The 20,996-nt window shown below is 55.1% G+C and carries 10 protein-coding genes and 2 pseudogenes; 11 read left to right on the top strand and 1 reads right to left on the bottom strand.

Features of this window, described 5'->3' with window-relative positions; all coding sequences use genetic code 11:
• Positions 1-86: 86 nt before the first annotated feature.
• From tnpA to QRN85_RS23430, 3 genes and pseudogenes are all read left to right on the top strand, one after another.
• Positions 87-473, top strand: a complete 387-nt coding sequence (gene tnpA, locus QRN85_RS23440) for an IS66-like element accessory protein TnpA (RefSeq protein WP_284760354.1) — start codon at positions 87-89, stop codon at positions 471-473.
• Positions 470-823 (top strand): IS66 family insertion sequence element accessory protein TnpB, encoded by a 354-nt coding sequence (tnpB, locus tag QRN85_RS23435; protein WP_284760353.1) that lies wholly within the window; start codon positions 470-472, stop codon positions 821-823. Before tnpA ends, tnpB begins: the two co-directional genes overlap by 4 nt.
• Positions 824-879: 56 nt before the next feature.
• Positions 880-1,089 (top strand): annotated as a pseudogene (locus QRN85_RS23430) (transposase domain-containing protein); the annotation flags it as partial.
• A 70-nt stretch (positions 1,090-1,159) separates the two neighbouring features.
• Here QRN85_RS23430 and QRN85_RS23425 read toward each other — a convergent pair.
• Positions 1,160-4,136 (bottom strand): annotated as a pseudogene (locus QRN85_RS23425) (Tn3 family transposase).
• 691 nt (positions 4,137-4,827) lie between these two features.
• Between QRN85_RS23425 and QRN85_RS24550 the strand changes: the two are divergent.
• From QRN85_RS24550 to dpdK, 8 genes are all read left to right on the top strand, one after another.
• Positions 4,828-5,220, top strand: a complete 393-nt coding sequence (locus QRN85_RS24550) for a DUF736 family protein (protein ID WP_350225091.1) — start codon at positions 4,828-4,830, stop codon at positions 5,218-5,220.
• Between the two features lie 176 nt (positions 5,221-5,396).
• The gene (gene dpdE, locus QRN85_RS23420; protein ID WP_350225090.1) at positions 5,397-8,597 is read left to right on the top strand and encodes a protein DpdE; all 3,201 of its coding nucleotides are present in this window, start codon (positions 5,397-5,399) and stop codon (positions 8,595-8,597) included.
• Positions 8,594-11,161 carry a protein DpdF gene (gene dpdF / locus QRN85_RS23415; protein ID WP_284760352.1) on the top strand — a complete coding sequence of 856 codons (2,568 nt, stop codon included), beginning with the start codon at positions 8,594-8,596 and terminating at the stop codon, positions 11,159-11,161. Before dpdE ends, dpdF begins: the two co-directional genes overlap by 4 nt.
• Positions 11,158-12,057 (top strand): protein DpdG, encoded by a 900-nt coding sequence (dpdG, locus tag QRN85_RS23410; protein WP_284760351.1) that lies wholly within the window; start codon positions 11,158-11,160, stop codon positions 12,055-12,057. The genes dpdF and dpdG overlap by 4 nt, the downstream gene beginning before the upstream one ends.
• The gene (dpdH, locus tag QRN85_RS23405) at positions 12,057-15,182 is read left to right on the top strand and encodes a protein DpdH (protein ID WP_284760350.1); all 3,126 of its coding nucleotides are present in this window, start codon (positions 12,057-12,059) and stop codon (positions 15,180-15,182) included. The genes dpdG and dpdH overlap by 1 nt, the downstream gene beginning before the upstream one ends.
• A 1-nt stretch (position 15,183) precedes the next feature.
• Entirely contained in the window at positions 15,184-15,906 is a 723-nt protein-coding gene (locus tag QRN85_RS23400) for a hypothetical protein (RefSeq protein WP_284760349.1), read from the top strand.
• Positions 15,907-16,011: 105 nt separating this feature from the next.
• A complete protein-coding gene (gene dpdJ / locus QRN85_RS23395; protein WP_284760348.1) occupies positions 16,012-20,457 on the top strand; it encodes a protein DpdJ in 4,446 nt (1,481 codons plus the stop codon).
• Positions 20,454-20,993, top strand: coding sequence for a phospholipase D-like domain-containing protein DpdK (dpdK, locus tag QRN85_RS23390; RefSeq protein WP_284760347.1), 540 nt, complete (start codon positions 20,454-20,456; stop codon positions 20,991-20,993). Before dpdJ ends, dpdK begins: the two co-directional genes overlap by 4 nt.
• The last annotated feature ends 3 nt before the right edge of the window (positions 20,994-20,996 follow it).

Genomic DNA, 20,996 nt, shown 5'->3' with positions numbered 1-20,996 from the left:
GTTGTAAGCGATGCCCCACTCCCACATTGAGATCGATGTCCTGATCTGTGATCAACTCTCCTTGGACTAGCAAAGGGAGTTTCTCCATGGAGAGTACATTGGGGGTTCTCACGAGCAGGAAGTCTGGACGTGAGCCGCATCGGCACTGGCCGGATGACATCAAGGCGCAGATCGTTTCGGAGAGCTTGAGACCCGGCGCGATGGTGAATGAGGTCGCAGAGCGACACGGCTTGAAGCCGAACCACCTCTCCACCTGGCGGACGATGGCGCGGCAGGGCAAGCTTGTACTCCCTGCACCCGTGGATGCGGTAGAGTTCGCAGCGGTCATCGTCGATCCACCTGTTGCGGAGCCGCCGTTAAAAAAAGCCAGCCGTCCCGAGATCATCGTTGGCGGTGTCACGATCCGTCTGGAAGAAGGCGCGTCTGCCGCCCGGATCGCCGCTGTCGCGCGTGCCTGCGCTGGTCCGATATGATCTTTCCGTCGAACCGGGTTCGGATCATGGAGGCGACCAAGCCTGTCGATTTCCGCAAGGGTCACCACGGCTTGGCCGCGCTGGTAAAAAACGAGCTGCACAAGGACCCATTCACGGGGACGGTCTTCGTATTCCGGTCGCGCAAGGCGGATCGGTTAAAGCTGATCTTCTGGGATGGCAGCGGTTTGGTGATGGCCTACAAGCGGCTGGAGGAGCATGCCTTTGCCTGGCCAGATATTCGGGACGGCCTAATGACCTTGGGACATGCGCAGTTCGAGACCCTGTTTGCTGGGCTTGATTGGCGTCGGGTCCGCTCCGTCGAGACAAAAGCGCCAACGGCAATCGAATAGGTGCGTCACGATGACTCGGTTCGCAAGTTCCGGGGGCAAGACAACGTCCAGACGATATTGCTGCCCTGAAGGCGCTGCTAATCGCAGCGCAAACGCGTGAAGCCCGCAAGGATGAGCGGATCGAACGGCTTGAGAAGCTGGTCGCTGCTTTCAAACAAGCCGCCTTCGGTCGTAAATCCGAGAAGTCTGATCCCGAGCAATTCGACCTCGCACTCGAAGACGTGGAAACGGCCATAGCGGCCTTCCACGCCGAAGACGAGGCCGACTGCGCTCCGGGTAAGGGGTCAGAACAAGAGCAGTCCGAAATCGTACGCTAAGGGCGAACGGAATGAGAACTTATGCGACCCGCCGCAGCCCAGCTGGAAGGCGGAGCGATCGAAATCCGTTCGGCATCTGATGTTCGGCATCCCATGTGTAGATGCCGGTAAGGTTGATATGTTCCCAACTGAGCGGCGATATGTGTTTCAATAGAGTATCAGGAATGTCTCGCCCCGCTCGTTTCAGCTGTGTGACCGCGCGATCAAGATAAACCGTATTCCAATGCACGATCGCACTGACGACGAGATTGAGCCCCGAGGCGCGGAAAGCTTGGCTTTCGAACGACCGGTCACGGATCTCGCCTCGCTCGTGGAAGAACACAGCGCGTTTCAGCTTATGGGCGGCCTCTCCCCTGTTGAGACCGGCTTGGCATCTCCGCCGTAGTGCCGGGCTTGAGTACCATTCGATCATGAAGAGCGAACGCTCAATCCGACCGAGTTCGCCGAGCGCCTTCGCGAGATGGCTTTGCTTCGGAGACGCAGAAAGCTTCTTCAGGATCGTAGACGGTACCACGGACCGCGTCGTGATCGACGCCGCGAGATGGAGCAGATCGTCCCAATGGTCGAGAATCAGGGCGGTGTTGATCGGCGCCCCGATATGGTTCGACAGCGCCGGATATGCACCGCTCTTTTCTAGCGTGTGGAACTTCCGGTCTTTGAGATTGCGCAGTCGCGGTGAGAACCGCTTTCCGATCAAGGCGAACAGCCCGAAGATATGATCACTGGCACCGCCCGTGTCGGTAAAGTGTTCCTGAATGTCGAGCACCGTGTCCTGGTCGAAGAGCCCATCGAGCACATAGGCCGCCTCGCTTTCGGTCGGACTGATGGGCAAAATGCCGAAGTAGCCGTACTGATCTGACAGATGGCTATAGAATTTCGATCCGGGCTCGCTGCCGTAATGCAAATTGATGTCGCCGCGCTTTGCAGCCCGGTCGCTCGTACGGAAGAATTGGCCATCGGACGACGACGTTGTGCCATTGCCCCAAAGGCGCGAATGCGGATGCTGGGTGTGGACATCGGTGATGCACGCTTGCGCCGCGCGGTAGGTCTCCGATCGGGCATGGAATGTGCGCATCCACCCAATCTGGTGAGCGCTGATCCCCTTGGAGGCGCCCGCCATTCGCTTTGGGCCGAGGTTCGTCGCATCGGCCAGTACACCAGCGAGCATGGCAGAGACATTTTTCGGGATGTCGCCGGTGCGAACATGCGTGAAGTGATCCGCAAAGCCGGTCCATTCATGCACTTCCCTTAACAAGTCGGGAACCTCGACCAACGGATACATATCGCTGATCTCGGCATTCAGTTCCTCTGCTGCCACGGGGACTTCGCCGACGGTTGGTGTGACGATCAACTTTCCGGCCTCAAGACGAACTCCTTCGAGCTTTCCGGATCGTGCTCTGTGCGCAAGACGCTGCAGGTTGAACTCGAGCATCTGGCACGCTTCAGCAAGCCACTGCGCGCCGTCGCCTTGGACCCCCAAACCGAGACGATCTTCTTCCTTCATCGTGATGAATGTCGACCGCGGCATCAGATGCTCGTCAATCGGCCGGAAAGATCGGCTGCCGTCGACCCAAATGTCCGCAGATCTAAGCGCGGTCTCGCAAAGCCGCTAGCGTTGCGATCTCGTAGAGACGGCGATCAGGTTTCCCTTGTTCGAGAATAAGCCGTCGATCAGTTTGGCTGAGATGGGTGAGCGGCACGCGATCAGGGAGTGTCCGCCGCTTCTCGGCATAAAGCCGTTTCAGCAGCGCAATTGCCGCCAGAAGCGGGTCGTGGCGATGCGCCGAGCGAAACGTGAAGGCCTGAAGAAATGCACCAATGTATTTGTGGACGGTCGCGTATTGTTCGGCTGCCACGGTCAACGGCGGTGCCTCGTTGTCGTCGACCATCGACTCAAGCTCAGGCTTCATCCGAAGCAACCGGTCCCAACCGACTTTTTGGTCGAGAACATCCAATGCGTTCCGACCATAGTCGTTGGCGGACTGCAGTGCGGTGATCGTATCTAGAAACATGCGCAGCGCTTTGGCGGTATTCGCTCTGCAGTCCATCTGTCGCTGCTTCTTTCGATTGTTGGCTTGCGAGAACAATTTACCCATCAGCTTGATGAACATCGTCACCGCATCGTCCGTGAGCTTCTGGCAAAGCTTGATGACTTGGGCCACGATCAGAGCGTGGCGACGGCTGGCGTTGAAGTCGTTGGCAAGCCAGGCCGGCGTTGCGTTGCCCTCCCGGATCATCTGGTCCCACCGTCCGGATGACACGCGCGCCTGCAGTTCTGGATCGATCTCCAGCCGCCGCAGAAAGGCTTTCCGCTCGGTCAGCCCGACGAGGTTCGACGCGGCCGGCGCTTCTGGTGCCGAACGCAGCCAATGAAAGCGGGTCTGGCCGATCGACGGGTCAACCTCTAACAGCCTATCCAGTGATTGAAGCCTATCGAGTGGGATGTCTTCAATCAGGGTTCTTTCTGCTCGCCGCCGGGCTATGGCACGGCCGGCAAGGCCGATGCGTTCGATCGTGTCGATCGCCGGCAGAAGAGCGCCGCGTTCGCGAAACGCGGCGACAGTCGAACTGGCTATCGCAGCACCGTCGTCGAACATGGTCGCCGCTTGAATTGCCGCCAATAGCGCGGCGCGGCGATCTTGCAGGGTCGCGCTTCTCGTATCCAGATACACCATTAGCCGCGCCATATGATCCCGACGGGTTTCTTCGCGGCGTGCATAGAGGGTAAATTCGTCTGGAGCGGCGCCGATCTGATCAGCAACATACTTCAGCATGGCGCGAGGCGGAGTTTCTTCTGCTCCAAGCACTCGACCCGGGTATCGCATTAGACATAGCTGGATGGCAAAGCCGAGCCGATTGTGATTACGTCTCCGCAGTGCAATCTCCAGGCGATCCGCCAATGACAACGAATAGTGTCGGATTAGGTTATCCTCGTCGACTGGTATGTCGACAAGCTTCCGGCGATCTTGATCTTTAAGAAGCTTGCGCTTTGCCATCGCCCGACTCCGTTGATGAGCAATCTGCTCGAAGCGTTGTCGAGTCGGGCCGGACAGAGAAATCAAAATTGGCGCATGTCGGTGGCAATCCACAGAGATCGGATGTTGCACATCGGATCTACGGCATCGTTCCGGTTTCGTTCGACCTTAGCGTACGATTTCGGACTGCTCTTGTTCCGACCCCTACAAGCCTCGGAAAAACCGAATCGGAAAAACAACTTGAAAATATTTCTGAGCAGGCTGCCGAGATGGGTCAAGGTCAGTGACGAATCGAATGCCCCGTCCGTGAAGCTGAACCTTCTGGCGAACAAACAAAAGTCCGTTCAGATCACTCTTGACCCGACGAATGAGGAGCACCTCGAACCCAATTGAAGGACGAGCCAGGGCACTGACGCAGGGCCTGACGATCAAGGATCGCAACCTGGTTGTTCGACATCAGCGCCACATGCACCCGACCGCGATCTCGTTTGGCGGGAGTGCCCTCGTTTTGCATTCTCGATATGTTCGCCGAGATACGTCGCCCCCGGCGATCTCTGTTGCCTTACATAACCGGCGGCCGGCGGTGGCGCCGCCTCGATCCCTATGACGCAACGGCTGCCCGCCTTTTTTCCGCCGCCGACCGTTGGTCGGCTTTGCATCGCGAAGTCAAAAAAGGGCTAGCTGCCGTCCTCCATTTTATTCCGGCCTAAGGGTGCGTCCGGATCGCCTCCGGTCAGTTGGCGGCTGTCGAGATCGCGATAGGCGCGATCTATACGGCGAAAGGACATCTCACTATGACAACAATTGGCACCTTCACACGTACCGACTTCGGTTTCACTGGTCGCTCGAGACCCTGACAATTGCATTTCAACCTGTAACCATTATTGCCACTGGCAACTGCTCTGAAAGCGATCCAGACTACCGTGTGTATGCCAGCGATATCGAAGTTGGTGCGGCTTGGACCAAGCAGACTTTCCGCGGAGGGACCTATGTTGCAGTGACGCTGGATGATCCAACTTTGATAACGCCAATCTCGTCCTGGCTCACGGAGATCGAGGCTGGCGTTCTTGAACTCGTCTGGTCGCGTTCCGCTCACCCTGTGTAAAGGACCCTACGGCAGCTTCTCCCGTGCAGTTGGAGAAGCTGCAACAATGCTATTTTCTACTCCGCGCCTTTCGCCACGGTTTCGACAACCACAGATCAATATAGTTTAAGATATTCAACAAAAAAAAGCTGACAACTAGCTTTGTGCACGACTAACCTGAAGAAATCGATTCGGGGGTGAAAGTGTTCGTAAGGGCGGTTAACGGCAACTGCGCGTCGTGGGGCGTCGGCAAGCTGATTGGGAGGACGGGCGACGAGTGTTCGGTGGAATATTTCGATAGCCCGACTGCGCCGACAATTCTCGTACAAATTCCCGTCATCGACCTAAAGCCAGCCGCAATACCAGAGCAAACACGGGTTTATTACCTAAATCCGTCAATCGGCGCATGGGAGATAGGCCGGTTGCTCGATGACCATGGCGATGTTCAAATCGTCCAATTCCCGAACAAGAACACGCGACATCTCAACGTAATCGACATTCATGTGCGGTGGAGCAAGCCTATTGTCGACCCGACGCCTTTCCTCGCCAGTCGCATTAACGAGAGTCCCCGGTTCTCAGATGGGCGAGCAGCTTTCACGCGCAGTCAAGTGACGCAGCGTGGTGCGTCGCTTGGAATGTCGGCCATCCTCTCAGCGGCTATTGATCTTGAAAGCCATCAGATCGAAGTTGTGCGGCAGGTGTTACAGGATCCGGTCCAGCGCTATCTGCTTGCCGATGAGGTTGGCCTAGGAAAGACGATCGAGGCCGGACTCCTCATTCGGCAATGCTTCCTAGATTGTGGCAGCAAGGCCAAAATCGTAGTGGTCGTGCCCGACGCACTGACCGAGCAATGGCGTACGGAACTCATCGAAAAATTCTACCTTGATGCCGCACTCGATCGGAATGTCTTCGTTCTTCCGATGAGCAAATCGGACAAGAGCCGAGATCTCCTTCAGAACGCTGACATGCTGGTCGTAGACGAAGCTCATCATCTCACGCGCGCCACGGACCACCCGGCCATCTTTAATGCAATAAGAACGGCCGCGCTTTCGGCCGAGCGTTTACTGTTGCTGTCAGCAACCCCTATTCTTCACAATGAAGCGAGCTTTCTCGCGATGCTGCATTTACTCGACCCGGATACCTATAGGTTGGACGACGTCGACGCCTTGAAGAAAAGAATCGCTGGGCGGCAGGAACTCGCGGAGGCTGTTGCTAGCCTAATTCCGGAAAACGCTCTTTATCTTGATTATTCGATAGACGTTATCTCGAACCTTTTTCCTGATGATGTTGTTCTGCAAAACCACGTCCGTCGACTCCGCGAGGCGATAGGAACGATGCCGATGGAGGACGATCCTGAGCTCATCGAGGCGATAGATCGCACGCGCGCTCATCTAAGCGAAATCTATCGCCTTGACCGACGCATCTTAAGACATCGTCGACGAAACGTCGTTGGGTTGACCCCCGACCGAGCAGGAGCGGATATTTTTCGCTACCAAAGTGAGGACAGAGCAGCGTTTACTCGTGCCTTGGACAACTGGCGTTTCAAAGAAGCGTCGGACCTGGACGGCAGAGACGACGGGGCGTGGACAAATCATTATCAAGAGTTTCATAGGATGTTGGAAAAGGCATCCGAGTACGCAATTCCAGACCCAGCCGCCGTCGATCTAAGCACGCCTGCGTCAATCGGTTCTACCATAAGCCGGGGCGGGATCTTTGATGATCGATATCGTGCCCTGTCGGAAGCCCTTGAGCGCTTAGTTTCGGGGCGCTTCAAATGCGTCGTCTTCTGCAGCGACGTCGCCACAGCAGATGCTTTGGCCAAACGTCTTCGGATCAATCTTCGACGTCCTGTTGATCGCCATGACCAAACAAGCGACCAGTGGCGGCAGTTCAACGACGATCCAGACCACTGCGTGTTGATATGCGATCGAACAGCGGAAGAGGGACTAAACCTTCAAGGCGGGCGCAAGGTCGTCGTGCACTACGACACGCCGTTCAATCCCAACAGAGTTGAACAGCGTCTTGGTCGCGTTGATCGTTACGGCTCGGGACAGACCGTACGTTCTGTAGTGCTGGTTTGTGAAGACGATGAATTTCAAGTGGCGTGGACAGAGTATCTCGAGAATGCTCTCAAAGTCTTCCACCGCTCGGTTGCAAGCCTCCAATATTTGATCGACCAGACAGTACGTGACCTAATTCCCGCTCTTTTCAACAGCGGTACCGAGGCGTTGCAGGATCTCACACTGCGACACGCGGGGGACAAAGGAGTTGTCGAACAGGAGTTTAGGGCGATAGATCAGCAAGATGCCCTCGATGCGCTCTCTACACCTTCGTCAGATCTAGTGGATAGGCTGAGCGAAGTAGACGGCGATTGGAGCCAGATAGCTCATGACACAACGCTTTGGCTTGAACGCACGCTCCTGTTCGAGCGCCTAGTTGCCGCTGGACTGGACAAGAAGGATCACACAGCACCTTTCCGATACCGCTTTGCTACTGGTGGATCCCACACGCTCATACCGCTGCAAACTTTCATGGACGCATGCTCCGACAGTGTCGACCTTGCGCCGGAAACCAGATTTTCCCGCGTCGTGAAGACCTTTCCCAATACCTTCCAACGCCGGACTGCGATCAGCAAAGTAGGCCGCAGTCAGCACACGCGCTTGCTGCGGTATGGCGACCCTTTTCTGTCGGGCCTCTCGAGTATCACCGACGCAGATGATCGCGGTCGATCGTTCGCAATGTTGCGTGTTGATCCCAGTTACAAACCGTCTCAATCTGCAGATGTCTTCCTTCGATTCGATTTTCTCGTTGAGGCAAATCTTGAACCACTCGAGGCCGTGCTAGCCAAGTACGGCAAAGCGGGTTCTGCGGCCCAATCTGCACTCCGCCGAAGGGGTGACATCGCACTCGCTCCCGCCTTTTCCTCGATTTGGCTTGATAGCACCTTTGCTGAGGTCACTAACCAATCCCTCAGAGATGTCCTCCAACGTCCGTATCAACCTACAAAGGGAACGAGCCACTACGATATCAACGTAAATCCGTATCGTTGGCCGCGTCTGGAACGCTTCGGAATAGATGAGTTGACCCATTGGGCCGATTTCTGCTCGAAGTCGAGGGCTGCAGCGGAAGCTCATCTCCGAGCAAATAGAGATTTCATTGAAAGATTGAGGCTCGCAGAGCGAAGTGCCGCCGAAATTGACTATCGCCGATTGAGCCAACTCGAAACTCGTTCCCGACGCGCCCTCACAAATGACAAGAATTCCCTCGCATTCGAGCGCGACTTGGCGGCGGCGATGATCGAGGGGATAAAGCGGCCACACATCCGGTTAGAGACCATCGGGGCGGTATTCTTGACTGAGAACTCGGCACTAGCTGACCAACTCGGTGGCGGCTCATGAAAATGGATTTCGCTGGCCTTGAGGAAACGCTTGCTGATCTTGATCGCGCAGATCTGTCGGCAGGCGGGATAGATGGCATATTCGATCGCATCTGCCAGATCCTTAGCGAATCCCGAGCGGCGGGCCGACTCGTTGCAGTAGACGATATGGCGGCGCTCGCTCGGCACGTCCTGCGCCGAGAAGGCCAGAAGGGGTCACGTTTTGCAAACCTTCGCGTTCCGATCGACAAAGGCTGGCCAAACGCAAGCCAGTGGGCTCGGTACGGGATCCGCCTGCACAGCGAACGCGATGGGTTCGGCATAATTGACGCTCATCGATGGGAACCCGAGTGGCTTCATGAGACTGACAGGCCTGTCTTCGAAGACGTATTCAAAGAGTTCAATGTAAGACGAAACCTACAACGGCCGATCGATCCTTTTCTTGGCGAAGTCAGCGGGTTTGACGAGTATGTGTCTCCTGGTCAACGGGAAGCAGTGCGCAGTGCCTTGCTGTTGCCGCCCGGAGAGACGTTAATCGTCGGGCTCCCGACGGGATCAGGGAAGAGTTTCGTCGCCCAAGCGCCGGTTCTTGCAAATGGATTCGAAGGAGGGTTGACGCTGTGTATCATCCCCACCACAGCTCTAGTGCTCGACCAGGCTCGGCAAATGGAACATCTGCTGAAGCGGCGTTATCCGTCGCGTGCCGTGCATCCGCTGGCTTGGCATTCCGATCTTACCGAAGACTCTCGAAATACAATCAAGTCCGCGATCCGTGAGGGTCGGCAAGGCGTCCTGTACTGCTCACCAGAAGCGGCCGTCGGAGCGTTGCTGCCTGCACTGTATGACGCTGCCCGTGCTAGCTTGCTCGCATATCTTGTCATCGATGAGGCACACCTTATCAGCCAATGGGGAGATGGTTTTCGCCCGGCGTTTCAAATGTTGGCAGGTATCAGACGCGGATTGTTAGGTGCATGCCCTACAACGCCGTTCCGTACGATACTAATGTCGGCAACACTTACCCCCGAGACTATTGGAACAATCGACTCTTTATTTGGCCCTGCCAAGAACGTTAGCCTTGTCTCCTCTATCTATCTTCGACCGGAACCTCAATACTGGATCCATAGAGAAGACAACCAAGAAGCAAAACGGCGCAAGGTGTTGGAAACGCTGAGGCACGCGCCGCGTCCCTTTATCTTGTATGTTACAAAACAGGAAGACGCGAAGAGTTGGCTGACAATTCTCAGGGGACAAGGCTATCGACGCGTAGCGTGCTTCCACGGATCGACGTCTTTTTCCGAACGGAAGCGGATAATAGATCAATGGGGGGATAACGAACTCGACGGAATAGTGGCCACTTCAGCCTTCGGGGTCGGAATCGACAAGCGCGATGTGCGAACCGTCTTGCATGTGACAGTGCCTGAAACAGTTGACCGGTTCTATCAGGAAGTTGGGAGAGGCGGACGTGATGGCTGCCATTCCGCTTCGTTTCTCATCTTTGGGGAATCGGATCTCCAAGTCGCAAAATCGATAGCTTCTCCATCCCTAATCAGTGACGATCTCGCCTTCGAACGGTGGCAAGCCATGTTTGGAGAGAGTACAAAGCTGGATGAATTCGGTCTCTTGCTCGAAATCGATTTGGGCAGTGTCCCTGAGCGCCTGCGGCAGGAGTCCGATTACAACCAAGCTTGGAACATGCGCACGCTGATTATGATGGCGCGCGCAAATATGATTGAGCTCCGTTCTCAACCGCCCCAGCGCTTTGCCGAATTCGAATCGCTCTCTCAAGATACAAGCGATGTTACGGATGAAGGGGGCTGGCCTGAGTATTTTCGGCATACAATTGTGCGCTTGAAGCTCATGGAGCATCTCGAAAAAGCCGAGTTTACAACGGCAATCGCCATAGAGAGATCTCGCGCATTTAACGCATCGCGTAACGGCGAGCGATTGCTCCATGAGCTCCTATCGGGAACAGAAGAATTCTCAACATTGCTCGATCGTCTCTACCGCAATCATTCACCGGGGCGAACGGTTGTGGTCTCCAAGGCATGCGGCGGTTGCCCCGCTGATCGGGCCCAGGGACATATTAGCAATTACTATGCGGAGCCGATCGCGATGGGCATCGCCGGTAACCACACCTTTGACATGAGTGCGTGGACGCGGCGTTTTCCGCACCTTGATCTCAGCCAGCCAGTATTACTTCTTTCTCCTCAATTGTTGGACGACGCCACCGCATATTCTGTTCTCGAGGCCATGGTTTCAACTTTCGGTATTCAAGAAATCGGCGTCGACCCCGGATATCGAATGCGGGAGACGCGGCTGAGGTCTCTTCATCGGCTAACTCCAAGCGGTCTCTTGTTCATCCAAGATACGGAGGAGGAAAGCCGCCAGTCGGCCCGTTATCACTTGCCCCGTTTGACCAAATCCGACGGAAGCATCAATAAATTTCTCTTCGACCTCATTAGACCGCTGCACGTCATTTTAGCCGCACGCACGGCGTCTGATCCCCATCATCCATTACGCAATGTTGGTGATACAGGAACAAACACTCTGAATCTTGACCAATTTCTACGTGGAGCCAGGTCGTGACTATACTCAATCAGCAGAACGACGGGCTGTTCAACGTACTCATCGTTTTAGTGCGCAGTATAATTCGCTTTTCGCCCCGCGACGAAGAGCAGTTGCTTTTGAGTTGCGGCGCCAACTTGGACAGCGTGATATCCACTCAACTCGAAAATACCGTCTTGCGTTGGAGAGAACTTGGCCTTTTTTGCAAGTCGGATGGCGTGATTTCGCTAGCCGAACCATATCGGACCATGCTGGGCTCTAAGCATGACAAAGCAGAAGAGCGACTGCCAAGAATAGCGCGAGCCGTCGTTCTCGATCCCGAAAACAACGAGCGGTTCTGGGACGCCGAAGGGGCGAAGAGTGCTGACTTCACTCGAGCGGTCGCATGGATGCTGGCGCAAGATGTGTATACACTCCCTCAATCCTCGCGCGAATTGGAGGCGTTGGTCAATGAGCAGTTGATTGATCCGACTGCAATCACGATCGTGCAAAACGACACGCGTTGGAACGGCTTGAATTCTTGGATGCCATTTCTTGGATTTGCGCGCGAAGCAAACCGCTGGGAAGTCGATCCGACCGAAGCGTTGCGCGACGTCCTTCCTGATGTCTTTGGATCTGCACCTCGTTTGATTGCCGGAGAATTTCTCGAAAGGATCGCCCTTGCGCTGCCAGTTCTTGATGGTGGCAAATACCGTCGGGAGGTCGAAAGTGTGTTAAAGGAAAGCAATTGGCCAAAACCGGAGGCGGGTACCCTTTCGACATCTCTATCACGGGCACTTCAACGCCTGGAACGAGAGGGTACACTGCGACTGCAGCAACTCAGCGATACTGGCGAAGGTGCCACACTCACGGGTCGCAATCGGCGGCGCTGGCGAGATTTCACGCACGTTGAGCTTTCTAGACGGGGATCCAAGTGATGTTGGAAGGCTACTGGCCGGCGGCCGACGAAGTGAACGCATGCATCAAGAACGAAGCTGAAACCGCGGATGTTTCAATCCTTCTGGCGGTGCATCAACCAACGCCGTTGATTGCTCGCGCTGCGGTTACAAATCGTGAGTCAGTCGTCACGGAAAAGCAACTCCTAGACTTCTTTCTCACTGATGATGTCCCGAGTGGTTACATTCTTTGCCCGATTACCGGTGCATCTGGCGCCGGAAAGTCGCATGTTGTTCGATGGCTCGACGCGCAACTCCAAAAGCTTAACCGGTCGGACAAATACCTTGTCATTCGAATTCCGAAAAGCGCAAGCTTACGGAAGGTCGTTGAACTTATCCTTGAACCGCTTGCCGACAATCCGCGCTACGCGAAGCCGCGTGATGAACTGAACCGTGCGGTGGCCGAGGTTGATACGAACCAGGTTATAGTTCGTTTCGTGGCCGAACTTCAGAATGCATTGGCCGAAAGAGCCAAGGACTTGCGTGCGCAGCTTTTGCAGGATGCGAGTCGCGGTCCGGAACTGAGACCGCTAATCGGCCATGCGGACGGCTTGCCAAAGCTATTCCGTGACGCTGTGCTCCACGACCACTATGCCAAGACGGTGTTCAGTCGGATCATAGGCAGAGCGATCAAGGGCAGGGACGAGGAGAGTATTGGCGGCGAGGCGGACACGCAGTTCTTTCCTGAGGATCTGCTGTTGCCCGAAGATGTGGCAATAAGCGACGCGGCGCATCCGGTTCGACACTACTATCTTTCCCAAATCGCGGTGGCCGACCCGGAACGACGTGATGCAATCGTAAAACTTCTTAATTCAGTCGTTGACCACGCTATTGGGCACGTCTTCCGCCTCGAACAAGCTAGCGGTGGCCTGACCCTACAGGACATCATCCTGGGCGTGCGCGAGACGCTTCATAGTGATGGGAAAGACTTGGTTCTCCTGGTCGAAGACTTCGCAGCACTTGCTGGAATTCAGGAAGCCTTATTGAACGTCTGTATTCAAGAGGGTACGCGCGATGGCAAAAAAATCTACGCTACCATGCGTACCGCGCTTGCACTGACGGATGGTTATCTCACCTCTCGCGAAACAATCCTCACAAGGGCGCAGCGGGTCTGGGCAGTTGGACAAACCCAACAAAGTAACGAGGAGATCACAGACTCTGCGGTGGAGATGATTGGGGCCTATTTGAATGCGGCGCGTTGGGGGCAAGCCGAACTTAAAGCAAAGTTTCAGCCTGACAAGCGGACCGCCTCGCTAACGGACTGGCTCCCAACTTGGGTGGATGAGAGCCAAGGTGAAGATGCGGCGGGCCGCCTAGAAGCATTCGGTTTCTCCAAGGCGGGCGATCCCTTATTTCCCTTCAATCGAAATGCAATCTCGCGCTTGGTCGGCTATCATTTGATGGAGGCAGGTGGCCGTCTGGTGTTTAACCCTCGCCGTATTATCAATGAGATCCTCCGTACCACTCTCCTTGATCGCGATTTATTCCTGAGAGGCGAGTTTCCTCCTCCCCAGTATCATGGTCTGCAGCCGAACGGATATCTCGCATCACTCGTACGGCAAACGAACGCACAAGAGTCAACCAAACGCCGGCTTCAGAGCGCATTGTCGATCTGGGGTGGTGATGCTTTGGATGTTCAAACCCTTTCGCGTGTTTCGCCAGTAATCTTCGATACTTTCGGCCTGCCAACTCCGCAGGAAATTACCTCTGCTAAATTTGAGAGGCAGTCAGAATCTGCCACTGCAGCAGCGGCGGTTGCTCCACTGAAGGCCTCTTCACAGTCCACGCAGGTAAAAACCACGAACGAGCAAACGACCCAAGACCGGGTTCTGACTGAATGGCGGGGGAAACTCGACCGATGGGCAACTAACAATGAGCGCCTCTCTCAGGCGGACTCAAGAGCGTTGCGAAACGCGATCGTTTCTATGCTTGCTGCCTCAGTAAATTCGACCCGTCTCAGACTTCGAGATACTGAGATTCAGGCCAACTCGCTTTTCATTGCAGGCTCATTTAGCAATCCGAACGGCGGCCTTGTGCTGCTCGTTTGCAAAGAACAAACGGATGAGGATGGTACGCTTCGCGAAGCCTTCCTGGCGGTCCTCCGTCACAAGCATCACGGAAACCATTGGGATTATCCCGAGGGTGATGACGACTACATTGCGGCAGTCAACCTTATAGAAGGCCTTCGGAAGCAACTGGAGCCAATCCTCATTGCCGATGCGCGAGGGGCGGCGAGCGCCATAGGCAATGCGCTTCTTACTCAAGCGCGCATTTGCGGAATGGAGCCGCCTCTAAAGGTGTCTAGTCCCGGATCAATCCTCGCCGGAATGTTTGATCCCGCCCGCTCTTTCGACAGCGCGAGTGTTGAACCGCATTGGGACCAACTCCGCAATCATGCCCTAAACGGAACGGGAAGTCGCCCGATTCGTAGTTTGTTGCAGGATGCGCTCCGGGACCGGTGCGTCAGCTATCAAGGCGATACCGGACGCAAGGCGTATGCAGTGGATACGCCGCGGCTTTTCGATGCTCTAACGATGGAAGCCGAAGATCGGCCGAAGGTGATGGAAGGGATACCCGACGAGGTCCGTACATTCCTTCCCACGATCTCTGATGATCGGATATGGAGTCGCATACAGGGAGTTTTGGGATTGATCAAAAGATTCCAGCAAGACGTTGGTGAGTTCCTTGCCGACGAGAAACTGGACAAAAACCAGTTTATTGCCGACGTTAAAGACGTTGTGGCACTACTCCATCAGACCCAATGCTGGCCGGCACAAGCCAATATCGAAATCGTTACGTTCGAGCGGGATCTCGCCGAATTTCAAGGTAGCCGCTATGCAGAACTGGTTGGGGCTGCATCAATACTGGACGGTTCGACACGGGATGATTTGCCAAAGGTTCTAAACTCTCTTGGAGCGTTGGATCTTGGATTGATTAACCGGACGTTATCGTTCCTCCAGACTGTTGAGAAACTCGTATCTCAAGCAACTCCACGCGTCGTGCGTCAGGAAGAAAGCCGTCGTCAATCTGATCCTGCCATCGTTGTCGCCGAAATCACCGAAGTGTTTGATCGTATTATCAACGCCGATCTCGCCGTGGAGGCATGAGATGACCGAGAATTTGCCTGCAACGTTATCCGCGCTTCGAAAACGGCTCACATCGTTAAACGCAATTGCGTCAGACGTTCAAGAAACAAGCCTCCTCACCGGGTTGAAACAAGACCTGACCCGCGAAGTCGAGGCTCTCGATCGCGCACTCACGCAGTGCAAGGTTCTTACGTCGGGTAGCATAAAGGTTGATATACCTAACAGTTTAGCAGTTTCACGGTCGCGAGCATCCGCAATGCGCGAAAGCTTTGCAAAGGATTCCAACTCGAAGTCCCTGAAGAAGGGAAGTCATTGGTCGAATCTGATCAAGGCGCTAAGTGACGCAACCTCTGACCTCGGAAATGAGGCTCGGGCCAGTTGGAAAGACTACCGAGATAAGAATTTTACGGGTGACGCACCGGCCGTCTTTCTACGCCGGATGGCGGGCACCGAGAAAAACCAAGACGTCTATCGCCGTTATGAAGCGAAATACCAGGCGCTCAGATCTGCATTCGACACGCTGCCACAAAAGCAAAGCGATATTGATCAAGCTCGCCTTTTGGCCAAGGAATTGACCGAGCTTGCCGGCGAGTTCGACTTGACGGTTCCGGCTGACGTCAAAGTCTTTCTGGATAAAGTCCAATCAGGGGGTGCGCCGCTGGACCACCTCAATCAAGCAGTCATAAACTGGCTGAAGGAAAACCATGCTTTTGAAAGCTACCGTATCGTTCCGAGTCGTTTATGACTGCTGATATTAATCTCCTCACGGCAGTTCTTGATAGCGTTGAGCAAATAGAAGCGCGGTTGCTCAACTGGGGGGCTTGTCGACGGCTATCTTTCTGTCGGCGATTTGTCCGAAATTATCGATCCTATTCTCGATGATCCAAACAGGGAAGCAACGAGTTACTTCAGCGCGGCGGAAGTGATCACTGCGTTAGTCGATCGCGCACTCTTGTACAATGCCGGTGACGCTCAGACGCCGCGATACCGATCCCGCATGGCGGAGGCCGTGCGCCTCAGCTTTCGCCTTCGGCAGCTTTTTCCAAGACACCAGGGACCGACGGGCTGGCGGATGGCCCCGACGCTTGTGGCCGATTTCCGGTTCCTTTGGCGCCGCCGCCGTTATCCGGACCGTCATCTCACATGCGACGAAGCATTGAAGAAAATTGACGAAACGCCTCGCGATCCCGTCGCGCGACGTGCACTGACTGCCCTGCTACAGAGTTACGGCCCGAGATTGCGGCTCGCGGAGTTTCAGGTGCAGGCCACTTCTAGGATATTGTCTAGTTTTGCCGCCGGGCGGTCAACAGGTACTCTCGTCAGCGCCGGCACGGGTAGTGGCAAGACGCTTGCCTTTTACTTGCCAGCTCTCTCCAGAGTTGCTGCCCATATTGAGGCTGATCCATCGGCGGCACGATGGGTTAAGGTCTTGGCTTTGTACCCCCGAAATGAACTTCTAAAGGATCAATTTGCGGAAGTTTATGCACAGGCGCGTCGCCTCGATTCAATGCTCCTCAGCAGAGGCCGTCGAAAAATTCTGATTGGTACGTTCTTTGGCCCCACGCCGACTTCCGCGTCATATGCGCATGAAACGCGCTCAGGGTGGCGTCAAACGGGCACTGGCCTGATTTGCGACTACGTTCGTTGCCCCACCGAAGAGTGTAGGGGTGACATGATGTGGCCAGACGTAGATCGTTTCGCAAAACAGGAGCGACTTTGTTGCACCGTATGCGGCAACTCGATCGAAAGTGATGAGATCGTTCTCACCCGTGAACGGCTGAAGCGCGATAGCCCGGATATTCTCTTTACGACGACAGAAATGCTCAATCGGCGGATGGGTGACGGTGACTCTCGCCATCTCTTTGGGATTGGCGACCGGGCAATTCGCCCCGTGGAGATGATGCTGCTTGACGAGGTGCACACGTATGCCGGGTTTTCAGGATCTCAGGTTGCGCACTTGATTCGGCGCTGGCGTTCGATCCTGGGCCGAGCGGTCTCATTTGTTGGGCTTTCGGCAACGCTCAAGGACGGCGAAAGGTTTTTTGCGAAGCTCACAGGTCTAACAGAAGATGCGTGCTTTGAAATTGCGCCTGCGGCGAGTGAGATGATTGCTGAAGGGGCGGAATACATGCTCGCCCTCCGCGGTGACCCTGTATCGCGGACAGCACTCCTCTCAACAACAATTCAGACGTCGATGCTGATTTCGCGAATGCTCGACCAACCATCTGTCCGCAAAAGTGGGGGCTTGATCGGAGAGCGGCTGTTCGTCTTTACCGATGACATTGATGTCACGAACCGGATGTACTTCTCTCTTCTAGACGCAGAAGGAAGAGATCGAACTGGTGCGGTAGACCAAAGACGAAAGCCCGGAGGGGGACTTGCGACGCTTCGTTTCCCAATGACCGTAGAAGCCCGCCAACTAGACGGTCAAGACTGGCGGATGGCGACAGAGATCGGGCATAGCCTCCAGCCGCCCGATCGCAAGTCCATCGGACGCGTTATGTCGATGGATCCAGGTGTCGGCAGCGATCATGACGTCATTGTTGCAACTGCAGCATTGGAGGTAGGTTTTAATGATCCCCGCGTCGGGGCTGTCGTTCAACACAAGGCCCCGCGAGACGTTGCACAATTTCTACAACGCAAAGGCCGGGCTGGACGATCACGACAGATGCGGCCATGGACGATCGCTGTCCTATCAGATTATGGTCGGGACCGCATCTCGTACCAGAACTATGATTTGCTCTTCGATCCAGAGTTGCCTGCGCGCTCGCTTCCGATCAAAAATCGCTACGTTCTTCGAATGCAAGCGGTTTACGCTATGTTCGACTATCTAAGCCTTTCGACATGGGCTGATCGCTCAAGTATCTGGCAAGACCTTGCAGGACCCGGCAGCAATTCCACAGTTCGTGATCGACAAAGACGTCTCGCACGTATCTTGCGTCGAATCCTCGTGTCGCCTGTGGAGCAGGATCGGCTGGCCGATTTTCTGCGGCGGTCGCTAGACGCCGATCCCGGCGATATCCAGGCGGTGATGTGGGAAAAACCACGTCCGCTCCTCACCGAGGTAATCCCTACGGCCCTTCGCAGACTTGAGAGCAATTGGCTTTGGCGAGGACAGGAAGGCGGGGAATTGTGGCGACGGAACGCACCTCTTCCCGAGTTTGTGCCTGAGAACCTTTTCAGCAATCTGAACCTTCCTGAGGTCCAGATTTACCTGCCACCCCCAACTCGTCCGGGAAACGATAACGTCGTAGCTATGCCGATCGGGCAAGCGATGCGCGATTTCGCGCCCGGACGGGTCTCAAGACGCTTCGGCTTACGGGACGAACGAGAGCGCCATTGGATCGCTCCACCGCAACTCGACACTGCAATAGAACAGGCGCTACGCTTGGAAGATTGCGTAGTTGCGGAGCCTGCGGGTTCTTGGTTGATCGAAGTTTCCGGTAATGCTGTCCGCATCCCCGTCTACCGGCCACGCCGTTACCTTGTGGCAGTTCCACCGCAGTCGGTCGTGGACACCTCGAACGCGCGACTGCGGTGGCGTACACAGATTGTTGCTCGCATGAACGGGCAGACGTTCGCAATGCCGCAAGGCAGTGGTTGGACGCAATTGGTGGATGACCTCACATTTTTCACTCACCAAAGCCAGAGTCCAATCGAGATGCGACGAATGGCGCTCGGAAGTGATGCAAGCATTCAGTTTCAAGATGGAACAACAGTTCGGAAAGAATTCCACTTTCAGCACGATCAGCTGTCAGCCGCGCTGGGCTTTGCACTCAGCGTAGACGCCGTGCGATTGAAACTCTCGATACCGGAGGATCTGTGGTGCGAAACTGAGGCAGCGGGGACACCGCTCGACCGCGCCTTGCGCACCGCCTATTTCCATCACGAGGCAAGAAACGGTGCCTATCTCGCCGCCGTCGACAACCCATTTGCAAGGGACTGGCTAGCGCACCTCCTTATCGCAACGCTGACTAATGAGGCGATCGCTAAATCAATCAACATAGAACAAGCAAGAAGCAATCTCGAAAGGGGAGAGGCAGACCTCGATCTCAATCAGACGCTTAACATTCTTTTCCAATCACCGATCGTCGACGACGCGAATGCCATTGGGAATCAACAGGACCGATTGCGCCAGGAGCTTGCGGTGCACCTTGCCGATCCCAGGCTGGTCTCCAGCCTGTTATCTCTGTCTGGCGTACTGTTTCAGCCTAGAGACAACTCTTGGGAAGGATGGTTGCGGAAGCGATTTGCCTCAACTGTGGCTGCCGCAACAGTTCACGTTATCCAAAGTCTATGCCCAGACATAGATACAGCGGATTTAGTAATCGACATCGATCCCGGTCCACGGGAGCAGCTTGATGTCTATGCCGGAAATGCGCCGAGTGAGGTTTGGATCAGTGAGTTGTCACCCGGTGGCAACGGGCACATCGAGGAAATACAACGCGTTTATTCGGAAGATCCGCGTCGGTTCTTCACGTTAATGACTGCGTCTCTCCGCGACAACGATTTCGCGCTTACCGATTTTCAGCTACGCCGATTTGTTCGAGATGCGATCACTGAGGCGATTGATAGCCCTCTTGCTGAAGCATTGGGAGATATGCGAGGCGCGACCGGTGCAGAAGCGACCCATCAAGCATTCTCTCGCCTCAGGCATGTGCTCGCTGAGCGAGGCTACATCACGTCGCACGCGTTTGTCGTGGCGCTTGCCAATCGAGTGATACGGCCGGGTTCAAGCCAGGATACCGACCATTTTCTGTTTAACGCACTCGCCCTATGGGATGACGAAGAGGCTCGCTTGGGCGTGGAACTCGACTCAAGAGTTATCGCTTACCGTCTTTCACGAGGCGATCAACTAGACGAGGCATTGAACGCGATCGGCATCGATGCACCGAACATCAACCCAGAGCAGTGGCGCTACAGTGCGATATACGGACTGCTCTGGCCTCGGGGCGCTCACATTAGACAGGCCGGTTTGGGAATCTATTCCAGCTTCTCTGAACTTCCCAGCCCTGAGCCTCTGCTCGTCAGGCCACACTTGCCTGAGGCGGCCCATATTGTAAGTTTGACTGATCCGTCGTGGCGCGAGAACTGCCTCGAGCACCTGGCGGTTGGCGGTGCCGTAACGTTGATCTGCTCCATCTATCAGAGCGAACTGGTTGCAGACGCATTATCGTTTCTCGCTACCAACCCCGTGCAATCGCAGTATCTGTCTGTCTTCGCTCGAACTCAAGCGATTCGGCGCGTCGGAGACCAATTTGAGGTGGATGTCGACATCGCGGAGGCTCTGCAATGACATTCACGACACGTCGCATTTTTAAGAGCGCGGTGACCAGTCAGAATCTCATCCGCGAACTGATTCAACAAATGATCCTTTCGGAGATGCTAGCCGCCAGTGGTCAACGGGTTTGGCTGGTAAGTCCTTGGATCAGCAACGTGGTCATACTCGACAACCGTGCTTCCGGGTTTACATCTCTTAATCCCGATTGGGGTGAGCGGGAAATTCGGCTTGTTGAAGTCTTGATTTATCTGATGTCGCGCGGAACGTCGCTCGGTATCGCAACCAGTTTTGACAAGCATAATGATCCGCTCCTCGCCCTTCTCGAAGACGGCGTAAAGGAACTAGGAATGTTGGAGAAGCTCACGGTAGTCAGGTTAAAAAAACTACATACGAAGGGCATGCTAGTTTCTCGAGGTTTTCTGACAGGATCCATGAATTTTACCTATAATGGTTTGGAAATAAACGACGAACACGTGATTTACGATACTACTCCTCAGTCAATTGCGCAGGCCCGCCTCGCTTTCGAATCCTATTTAGAGCGAGCGATTTGAGAT

It is taken from the genome of Agrobacterium sp. fls2-241-TYG-188a (genome assembly GCF_030209845.1).
The sequence above is the reverse complement of the archived record's forward strand: the minus strand, read 5'-3'. Positions and strand labels throughout refer to the sequence as shown.